Source organism: Spirillospora sp. NPDC000708 (assembly GCF_040299565.1).
Taxonomy (GTDB): domain Bacteria; phylum Actinomycetota; class Actinomycetes; order Streptosporangiales; family Streptosporangiaceae; genus Spirillospora.
In genome coordinates this window covers 1-8,792 of the sequence record NZ_JBEPCJ010000157.1, presented here as the reverse complement: position 1 = coordinate 8,792, position 8,792 = coordinate 1, and the positions used below count along the sequence as shown (strand labels likewise).

Genomic DNA, 8,792 nt, shown 5'->3' with positions numbered 1-8,792 from the left:
AACCCCCGTTCCGTTTTGGGGGCTTTTTCCCCCTCTCCGTTGCCCCGCCGGGGTAAAACCCCCCCACACCCGTCGGGCAGGCCCGCTGCGCTCGCTGGCGCTCGCTCCGCGTGCCTGCCCGTGAGGTGGCTGGGTTCTGGCCTTCCGTTCGTGTGTTCAGCCGGGTCTAGGCGCGGTGGACGCGGAGGGGGAGGGACTTCCAGGCGCGGAGGGTGTTGTTGTGGTGGCGGGTCGGCGTTCCGGCCGGTTCGAGGCGGTCCGCGCGGCGGGCCAGGGCCGTCAGGAGGGCCTCCGACTCCAGGCGGGCCACGTGCTGGCCGACGCACTGGTGCAGGCCCATGCCGAAGCCGACGTGGCCGGACGGGTCGCGCGCCAGGTCGAACGCGTCCGGGTCGTCCCAGCGGCGCGGGTCGCGGTTGGCGGCGCCGAGGAACATGAGGATCTTGCGGCCGTCCGGGATCACCGTGCCGCCGATCTCCTGGTCGCCCACGGCGGTCCGGAAGAACGTCTGGACGGGTGACTGCCAGCGGACGGCCTCGTCGAACGCGGTGCGGGCCAGGTGCGGTTCGTCGCGGAGGCGCCGCCACTGGCCGGGGTTCGCCGCGAACGCGTAGAGGACGGCGGCGAGGCCGTGGACGGTCGTGTCGACGCCGGCCGACAGCAGCGACCGCACGATCAGCGGAGCCTGCTCGGGCGTGATGTCGCCCCGGTCCGCCGCCGCCCAGATCTGCGCGCCGAACCCGTCGGATGACAGCCGGTCGCGTGCGCACTGGGCGTTCACCCATCCCAGCACGTCGGGCATGCGTGCTCGGCCCTTCCGGACGAGGTCGTTGTCCGGGCCGAACGTGTTGAACAGGTGGTCGCCGTAGGGGAGGAGGTTCTCGCGCCCGTCGCGTCCGAGGCCGACGGCGTCGGGGAAGACGCGGAGCGGGAACGCCTCCGCCAGGCGCGGCACGGCGTCGAACTCGGCGTCGGACAGGACCTCGTCGACGAGCCGTTCTGCGTCGGCGAACCAGGCTTCGCGCAGGCGCCGGAGCGCGCGCGGGCCGAGGACCTTGGCGAGGACGGCGCGCGGCGCGTCGTGGCGTGGCGGGTCGGCCTCCAGCAGCAGGCTGGGCGGCCGCCACGGCTTCTCGTGCCGGAAGTCGCTGAGCCCCACACCGGCGGCGGACTGGAAGCCCTGCCAGTCGGTCAGCGCGGCGCGCACGTGCTCGTAGCGGGCCAGCGCGAACACGCCGTACCTGGTCAGATAGGTGACGGGACCGGCCTCCCGCAGCGCCTCGTGCAGCGGCAGCGGGTCTTCGAGGTGCTCGTGCCCGAACGGGTCGGCGTCGATCGCGGGCGGAGCCTGCACGGTGCTCATGGCGTTTCCTTTCACAGGTCCAGGACGAGGCGTTCGCTGCGCGACCGGGACACGCACACGAACATGCAGTCGCCGGCCTCCCGCTCGTCGTCGTCGAGGATCGAGTCGCGGTGGTCGGGCACGCCGCCGAGGACGGCGGTCTCGCACGTCCCGCACAGCCCCTGCCGGCAGGACGACAGCACGCTCACCCCGGCGGCGCCGGCGGCGTCCAGCACCGACCGGCCCGGCGGGACGGTGACCGTCACGCCGGTGCGGCGCAGTTCCAGCTCGAACGGCTCGTCGCGGACGGCGCCGCTCTCGCGGGCGACGAACCGCTCGGTGCGCAGCAGCCCGCGCCGCCAGCCCGCGCAGCGCTCCTCCACGGCCTCCAGGAGCGGCGCCGGGCCGCAGCAGTAGACCTTGGTGGACGGGTCCTCACCGGGCAGCCACGCGGCCAGGTCGAGGAGTCCCTGCTCGTCGTGCGGGACGACGGTCACCCGATCGCCATACGGTTCCAGCTCGTCCAGGAACGCCATCGACGCCCGCGAACGGCCGCCGTAGAGCAGCCGCCAGTCCGCGCCGAGCATCTCCGCCTGCCGCACCATCGGCAGCAGCGGCGTGATCCCGATCCCGCCCGCGATGAACAGGTACCGGTCCGACGGGACGAGCCGGAAGTTGTTGCGCGGACCGCCGATCTCGACCGGGTCGCCGACGCCGAGCTCGTCGTGGACGAACGCCGACCCGCCGCGCCCGCCGGGCTCCCGGAGCACCCCGACCCGGTACGTCCGCGCGTCCCAGCGGTCGCCGCAGAGCGAGTACTGCCTGGTCAGGCCGTTCGGAAGGACGAGGTCGACGTGCGCGCCGGGCGCCCAGTCCGGCAGCCGGCCGCCGTCGGGACGGGCGAGCGCCAGCGTCACGACGCCGTCGGCCGCCCGGTCCTTGGCGGCGACGCGGAGTTCGAGGGCCGTGTCCGCCATGGGGCCTCCTCAAGGTCCGGATACGGCCTCGAGAATCGCCTCCGGCGCGGCGCCCCGGCCACGGCCTTCTCATCTGGTGAGAGACGAATCGCCCACGGCCCGCGCGATGCCCCGCGCCGCCGCTTTCAGGGCGGGGATCGGCGCCCGCGCGTTCCCGTCGTTCGGGACGACGACCGACAGCGACGCGATCACGTCGCCGCCTGATCCCCGGACCGGCACGGCGATGCCGGTCGCGCGCTCGTCGATGTACCCGGGACAGAACGCGACGCCGCCGCGGCGGACGTCGGCGAGCAGTGCGCGCAGCCGGCGCGGGTCCACCGCCGTTTTCGGCGTGAACGCGGCGAGGTCCCCGGCGAGCACCTCGTCGCACAGGCCCGCCGGGGCGTGCGCGAGCAGCACCAGGCCGCTGGACGAGGCGTGCAGCGGCAGCCGCCCCGCGATCCGCGTCACGTTGATCACCGCGTTCGGCATCGACAGCCGCTCCACGAACAGCACCTCGCGGCCGTCGAGGACCCCGAGCTGGGTGTGGTGGCCGATCACCGCGTGCAGGTCCTCCATGTACGGCATCGCGGCCTCGCGTAGCCCGAGCGTCGGCGCGGCCCGCGACGCCAGCTCCCACATGCGCATGCCGACCCGGACGCGGCGCCGCTCGTCGCGCGCCAGCAGCCCGTGCCGCACCAGCTCCTCGACCAGCCGCGACGCCGTCGCGACGTGCAGGCCGGTCCGCCGCGCGATCTCCGACACCGACAGCGACGGATGGTCGGGATCGAAGGCGTCGAAGATCCGCACCGCCCTGGTCAGGACGGAATCACGTGCCACCCCGCCATTCTGCCCCGTACGCGGTCCGCGTCAGGTCGCCGCGGCCCCGGGGGGCGCCGGGAACAGCCGCAGCCAGGCGGTGCCGGTGGCGCCGTCCTTCGTCCCGCGCACCTCGACGGGCTCGAACTCCGGGGCGGTCCCGCCGGCGGCGCGGTGCACGAGCGGGGAGACGATCACGCCGAGCACGGCCGCGCCCGGTGCCAGCCGGCGCCGCAGCACGGGCGCGTCCAGCAGCCGGGCGGCGCGGCCGAGCACCGCCCCGGTGATCCCGCCCGGTCCCGCGTGCACCGGGCCGGTGTCCACCGCGACCCGCACCTGGAACCGCCGGGGCGCGTCCGCCCCGCCGTCGTGCCGGGCGATGCGGTCGGCGAGCGCCCTGGCCAGCGGGCCCGCGGGCGCCCCGGCGGGGACGCCCGGCGGGATGACGAGCAGCGCGCCGTCCCCGCGGTCCTCGTGATGGCACGCGGCCCACGGGATCCCGGCGGACTCGAACGCGTCCTCCAGCGACCGGAACAGGACGCCGCGGATGGCCGCGCGGTCCGACTCCGTCCGCTCCGGCGAACCGAAGCCCACCACGTCGGCGAACATCACCGTGCAGTCCTGGCCGGTCAGGAAGGGGGCGCCGGACGGCGGGCCCGGAGGCTCGCCCGCCGCGGTGAGGCGTTCCAGCCGGTCGGGGGCGAGGACGTCGATCGTCGCGGACCCGGCGCGGACGAGGCCCTCGCCGTCCCACCGGGCGAGCACGCTGTCGACGGCCGCCGGCGACGACGACGTCCAGCCGGCCAGCTCCCCGCCCGTCACCGGGAGCGTGCGGCCCCGCGCCCGCGACAGGGTGGTGAACAGCGCGGCCAGCCGCCGCTGGGTGTCGGCCAGCTCCGTGCTCGTCGTGCGGCCGGCCTCCTCGGCGGCGCGGTCGTACGCCTGCTTCTCCAGCACCGACTGCACGCCCGGACGGCTCTCCACCAGCGGCCGGAAGTCGTCCGCCGCGACGACGAGGGCCCGCACCGTGTCCAGCGCGATGACCGTGGCGGACCAGGTGTCGTCGGCGAACAGCGCCCGCTCGCCGACGAGGTCGCCGGGACCGCGCACGGCGACGATCCGCTCCTCGCCCGCCCGGTCGACGCGGACCTTCGTCCAGCCGGACCGGAGGACGACGACGTAGTCGGCCGTGTGCCCCTGCCGCAGGATCGGCGTGCCGGGGCCGTAGGTGCGGGGGCGCGCGGCGGCGCGGACGGCGCGCCGGTCGTCGGGGGCGAGGGCGTGCCAGAAGCTGTCCCGCTGCTCGGCGATCCCGGCGTCGCGGTCCCGCGTCCCGGCGGACGACGCCGCCCGTGCGCGCGCGAACTCCACCAGCGGCGCGGCGAACAGGGCCAGCACCGCGAACGTGAGGGCGGCGACCAGCCCGGCGGCGAGCGTCCCCGTCGCGGCGGCGGCCCACGCCGTGCACACCGCGCCGAGGACGCCGATCACCACCAGGCCCCACACGAGAGCGCGGCCGACGGCCGGTCCGCCCGCGGAGACGGGTCGCGGACCCGCCGCGGCGAAGGCCGGGGAGGCGTCGGAGAACGCCTCCAGCAGGCGGCGGCCCGGCCCCCGCTCGACGGTGGGCGCGGCGGTCCGGCGGGCGGCGGCCCGGCGGGCGGCGGTGCCGGCCGGGGCATCGGAGAAGGCCTCCAGCAGCCGCCGCCAAGCGCGGTCAGGACTCGGCATTGCGTCCCCCAGTCAGTCCGGCCCGGTCAGGCCCGTCGTCCTCGTCCTCGTGGTCGCCGTCCTCGCCGACGCGCCCGGGCGGGAAGGCCAGCAGCGCGTACCGGCCGAGCTTGGCCAGGACCGCCGGGGCGCCCGCGCCGAGCGCGAACGCCGCCCAGGGCGCGGTGATCATGTCGCTGGCGGCCGCGGCGGAGGTCACCATCGCGGCGAGCATGCAGTGCAGCGCGCAGGCGAACAGGTAGTACCCGCCGCCCGGTCCGCCGGGGTACTTCCACGGCGGCCGCGCGGTGCGCCGGTTCGCCTCCAGGAAGGCCAGCGTGCGGTTCGCCACGGCTCCCATGACTCCCCACAGCACGAACTGCCACATGCTCCGACGCTAGGCGCCCGCGCGGGGACGCACTGTGACGCGTCGTACAGAACGCGCACTCCGCCCGGAGACGGGCGACTCGGCGGGCGATTCAGCGGGCGAGGTGGCGGGAGATCACCAGGCGCTGGATCTGGTTGGTGCCCTCGAAGATCTGCATGACCTTGGCCTCGCGCATGAAGCGCTCCACCGGGAAGTCGCGGGTGTAGCCGGCGCCGCCGAGGACCTGGACGGCGTCGGTGGTCACCTTCATCGCGTTGTCGGTGGCGACCAGCTTGGCGATGGACGCCTCGCGGCCGTAGGGGCGGCCGGCGTCCTTCAGCCGGGCGGCCGACAGGTAGGTGGCGCGGGCCGACTCGACCGCGGCGGCCATGTCGGCGAGGACGAACGCCAGGCCCTGGTGGTCGATGATCGGCCTGCCGAACGCCTCCCGCTCCTTGGCGTAGGCGACGGCGTGGTCGAGGGCGCCCTGGGCGAGGCCGGTGGCGACGGCGGCGATGCCGAGGCGGCCCGCGTCCAGGCCGGCGAGCGCGATGGACAGGCCCTGCCCCTCGCCGCCGATGAGGTTGCCGGCCGGGACGCGCGCGTCGACCAGCCTGACCGTCGCGGTGGTGGAGCCCATCAGGCCCATCTTGTCCTCGGGCTGGTCGAACTCCAGGCCGGGGGTGTCCGCCGGGACGTGGAAGCAGGAGATGCCGCGCGAGCCCTCGTCGGAGGTGCGGGCCATGACGGTGTAGAAGTCGGCCTTGCCGCCGTGCGTCGTCCACGCCTTGGCGCCGTTGAGGACGTAGGAGTCGCCGTCCCGGACGGCCTTGGCGCGCATCGCGGCCGGGTCGGACCCGGCGTGCGCCTCCGACAGGCAGTACGCGCCGAGCCGCTCGCCCGAGAGCATGTCCGGCAGCCGGCGGGCGCGCTGCTCGTCGGAGCCGAAGGCGAACAGCGGGAAGCAGGACAGCGCGTGCACGCTGACGCCGACCCCGACGCTGGCCCACACCGCGCCGATCTCCTCCAGCACCTGCAGGTAGATCTCGTACGGCTGGGCGCCGCCGCCGAACTCCTCGGGGTAGGGGAGCGTGAGCAGGCCCGCCCGGCCGAGCGTGGTGAACGCGTCGCGGGGGAAGGCGCCGGCGCGCTCGGCGTCCGCGACGCGCGGCGCCAGCTCCTTGGCGGCGATCTCGCGGGTGAGCGCGAGGAGGTCCTCGGACTCGGACGTGGGCAGGTGCCGGGTGGCGGGCATGCGCGGACTCCTTTCGCCACCTGCACGGTACCAGAACGGGTACCAGAGAATCCTTTTTGGTACTGTCACGGGATGACGGAGACGCGGGCGGAGCGGCGGCGCGCGGAGCTGGTCGAGCGGCTCATCGAGGTGTTCCTCGACCGCGGGTTCGCCGAGCTGAGCGTCGCCGAGCTGGCGGCCGTCCTGCGCTGCTCCAAGAGCACCCTGTACGCCGTCGCGGCCAGCCGCGAGCAGATCATCGTGACCGTGGTGCGGGCGTTCTTCCGCCGCGCCACCGAGCGCGTCGAGGCCGTCGTGGACGCGAGCGCCGGGCCCCGCGAGCGGGTCGGCGCCTACCTGCGGGCCATCTCCGCCGAGCTCGCGCCCGCCTCGCCCGCCTTCTTCGCCGACCTGGACGCCTTCGCCCCGGCCCGCGAGATCTACAAGCGCAACACCCTGATCGCCGCGCGGCGCGTGCAGGAGCTCGTCCGCGAGGCCGCACCCGGCGCGGACGCCGCGGACGCCGCGTTCGTCGGCGCCGTCGCCGGCCAGGTGATGGAGTCGATCCACCGGGGCGAGATCAAGGCGCAGACGGGCCTGGACGACTCCGCCGCCTACGCCGCGCTCGCCTCCCTCATCGTCGCCCGGACGACCGCCTGATCACGCCGTCGCCGACTGCAGGGCGTGCTCGACCAGCCGGATCAGGACGTTCTTGGCCGAGTCGTGGTGCCGCACGTCGCACAGCACGACCGGGACGTCCGGGTCGAGGTCGAGGGCGTCGGCGATCTGCTCGGGGGTGTAGCGGCGGGCGCCGTCGAAGACGTTCGCCGCGACGACGAACGGGATCCCCCGGTTCTCGAAGAAGTCGATGGAGGCGAAGCTCGTCGGCAGCCGCCGCGTGTCGACCAGCACGATCGCGCCGACGGCGCCGTAGGCGATCTGGTCCCACATGAACCAGAACCGCTCCTGCCCCGGCGTGCCGAACAGGTACAACCGGACGCCGCCGGTGAAGGTGAGCCGCCCGAAGTCCATCGCGACGGTCGTGGTGGTCTTGCGCTCGACGCCGCCGAGGTCGTCCACGCCGACGGACGCGTCGGTGAGGACCTCCTCGGTGCGCAGCGGGCGGATCTCGCTGACCGCGCCGACCAGGGTCGTCTTGCCGACGCCGAAACCCCCCGCCACCAGGATCTTCAGCGTGTGCGCGGGGAGGTCCTCGGCGGGCGCTGTGGGGTCATAGGCGGCGGAGTTCATCGAGCACTCTCATCAGGATCTTCGGGTCGGGACGGCCGGTGCCCTGCCCGGACGGCCCGGCCTGCGGGACTTCTTCGACGAGGCCGTAGTGGTGCAGGTCCGCGAGCAGGATCTGCACGACCCGCAGCGGCAGGTCGGTGTCGGAGGCCAGGTCGGCGGGGGTGGAGGGGCGGTGGCACAGCTCCAGCAGCCGCCGCTGCTCGCGCGACAGCCACACCCGCTCGCCGGGCGTGCGGCCCGTCGCGACGACCAGCGTGACCATGTCGACGGCGATCCCGTGGGGGCGGGTCCGCCCGCGGGTCACCGCGTAGGGCCGCACGATCGGGCCGGCGTCCGCGCCGACCCAGCGCTCTCTCGGAGTCTCCACGGCCGGCTCAGCCCGGGGCGCCGGCCTGCGACGGGTCGGCCGCGTCCTGCGCCCGCGGCGCCGTGCCGAGCTGGCGCCGCACCCGTTTGATCAGCATGGTGGTCTCGTAGGCGACCAGCCCGGCGTTGCCGCCCGCGTCGCTCAGCACCGCCAGGCAGCTCCCGTTGCCGGCGGGCATCACGAAGAACAGCAGCCCGTCCAGCTCGACGACGGTCTGCCGGACCTGCTTGGCCTGGAAGTGCTCGCGGGCGCCGTTGGCCAGGCTGTGGAAGCCCGACGACAGCGCGGCGAGGAACTCGGCGTCCTTGCGGGTGACCCCGCCGGAGGCGCCCATCACCAGGCCGTCCCGCGACAGCAGCACGGCCTGGTGCACCTCCCCGACCCGCTCGACCAGATCGTCCAGCAGCCAGTCCAGCTCTCCGGTGGCGTGGCCCTGCTGCGTCATCCCTGCCCCCATTCATCGCGTGGATCGCGATCGTCCGGATCGTCGTCGTCCCTGCCCCGAAGCCATCCCGACTGTAGCGATGACATCAGGTCCCGGTTGACCTCCGGGCTCGGCTCCTCGTACTCCTCGTCCGGCCCGCCGCCCCAGGCCCGGCCGGGGTCGGCGGGCCCCGGCGCGGGCCGCGCGCGCAGCTGCGGCGCCATGTTGCGCTGCCGCACCCGGCGGGGGAGCCGGCCCGTCACCTCGCTCGACTCGCCCGCGGCCGCCTCCGGGTCCGCGGCGGCCGGCCCCGGCCGTCCGC

10 protein-coding genes and 1 pseudogene are annotated in these 8,792 nt (G+C 75.1%); 1 reads left to right on the top strand and 10 read right to left on the bottom strand.

From position 1 onward, the window contains the following. Nucleotides 1-166: 166 nt before the first annotated feature. The 6 genes from ABT299_RS50545 to ABT299_RS50520 form a co-directional block, all read right to left on the bottom strand. The gene (locus tag ABT299_RS50545; protein ID WP_500255221.1) at nt 167-1,363 is read right to left on the bottom strand and encodes a cytochrome P450; all 1,197 of its coding nucleotides are present in this window, start codon (nt 1,361-1,363) and stop codon (nt 167-169) included. Between the two features lie 11 nt (nt 1,364-1,374). Further along, nucleotides 1,375-2,319 (bottom strand): PDR/VanB family oxidoreductase, encoded by a 945-nt coding sequence (locus ABT299_RS50540; RefSeq protein ID WP_500255220.1) that lies wholly within the window; start codon nt 2,317-2,319, stop codon nt 1,375-1,377. Nucleotides 2,320-2,388: 69 nt separating this feature from the next. After that, a complete protein-coding gene (locus ABT299_RS50535) occupies nt 2,389-3,138 on the bottom strand; it encodes an IclR family transcriptional regulator (protein ID WP_500255219.1) in 750 nt (249 codons plus the stop codon). A 30-nt stretch (nt 3,139-3,168) separates the two neighbouring features. After that, nucleotides 3,169-4,848, bottom strand: a complete 1,680-nt coding sequence (locus ABT299_RS50530; protein ID WP_500255218.1) for a cyclic nucleotide-binding domain-containing protein — start codon at nt 4,846-4,848, stop codon at nt 3,169-3,171. Continuing rightward, a complete protein-coding gene (locus tag ABT299_RS50525) occupies nt 4,835-5,215 on the bottom strand; it encodes a hypothetical protein (protein ID WP_500255217.1) in 381 nt (126 codons plus the stop codon). The genes ABT299_RS50530 and ABT299_RS50525 overlap by 14 nt, the downstream gene beginning before the upstream one ends. 91 nt (nt 5,216-5,306) lie before the next feature. Continuing rightward, nucleotides 5,307-6,449: an acyl-CoA dehydrogenase family protein gene (locus ABT299_RS50520; RefSeq protein ID WP_387027032.1), complete on the bottom strand. Its 1,143-nt coding sequence runs from the start codon at nt 6,447-6,449 to the stop codon at nt 5,307-5,309. A 72-nt stretch (nt 6,450-6,521) separates the two neighbouring features. On the opposite strand from ABT299_RS50520, the gene ABT299_RS50515 reads away from it, so the two are divergent. Further along, complete coding sequence (locus ABT299_RS50515) at nt 6,522-7,088, top strand: TetR/AcrR family transcriptional regulator (protein ID WP_190867157.1); 567 nt, start codon at nt 6,522-6,524, stop codon at nt 7,086-7,088. On the opposite strand, the gene ABT299_RS50510 is transcribed toward ABT299_RS50515, so the two are convergent. From ABT299_RS50510 to ABT299_RS50495, 4 genes and pseudogenes are all read right to left on the bottom strand, one after another. Continuing rightward, the gene (locus ABT299_RS50510) at nt 7,089-7,679 is read right to left on the bottom strand and encodes a GTP-binding protein (RefSeq protein ID WP_190867159.1); all 591 of its coding nucleotides are present in this window, start codon (nt 7,677-7,679) and stop codon (nt 7,089-7,091) included. It lies immediately after the preceding gene. Then, nucleotides 7,660-8,046, bottom strand: coding sequence for a DUF742 domain-containing protein (locus tag ABT299_RS50505; protein ID WP_190867162.1), 387 nt, complete (start codon nt 8,044-8,046; stop codon nt 7,660-7,662). Before ABT299_RS50505 ends, ABT299_RS50510 begins: the two co-directional genes overlap by 20 nt. A gap of 7 nt (nt 8,047-8,053) precedes the next feature. Then, nucleotides 8,054-8,491, bottom strand: a complete 438-nt coding sequence (locus tag ABT299_RS50500) for a roadblock/LC7 domain-containing protein (protein WP_190867163.1) — start codon at nt 8,489-8,491, stop codon at nt 8,054-8,056. Continuing rightward, nucleotides 8,488-8,792: pseudogene (locus ABT299_RS50495) on the bottom strand (hypothetical protein); the annotation flags it as partial. The pseudogene ABT299_RS50495 and the gene ABT299_RS50500, both read right to left, overlap by 4 nt.

Bases quoted from the DNA above. Each gene is read 5' to 3' on its own strand.
- ABT299_RS50515 (WP_190867157.1), top strand. From the start codon at position 6,522: ATGACGGAGACGCGGGCGGAGCGGCGGCGCGCGGAGCTGGTCGAGCGG.
- ABT299_RS50500 (WP_190867163.1), bottom strand. From the start codon at position 8,491: ATGACGCAGCAGGGCCACGCCACCGGAGAGCTGGACTGGCTGCTGGAC.
- ABT299_RS50520 (WP_387027032.1), bottom strand. From the start codon at position 6,449: ATGCCCGCCACCCGGCACCTGCCCACGTCCGAGTCCGAGGACCTCCTC.
- ABT299_RS50540 (WP_500255220.1), bottom strand. From the start codon at position 2,319: ATGGCGGACACGGCCCTCGAACTCCGCGTCGCCGCCAAGGACCGGGCG.
- ABT299_RS50525 (WP_500255217.1), bottom strand. From the start codon at position 5,215: ATGTGGCAGTTCGTGCTGTGGGGAGTCATGGGAGCCGTGGCGAACCGC.
- ABT299_RS50530 (WP_500255218.1), bottom strand. From the start codon at position 4,848: ATGCCGAGTCCTGACCGCGCTTGGCGGCGGCTGCTGGAGGCCTTCTCC.
- ABT299_RS50510 (WP_190867159.1), bottom strand. From the start codon at position 7,679: ATGAACTCCGCCGCCTATGACCCCACAGCGCCCGCCGAGGACCTCCCC.
- ABT299_RS50545 (WP_500255221.1), bottom strand. From the start codon at position 1,363: ATGAGCACCGTGCAGGCTCCGCCCGCGATCGACGCCGACCCGTTCGGG.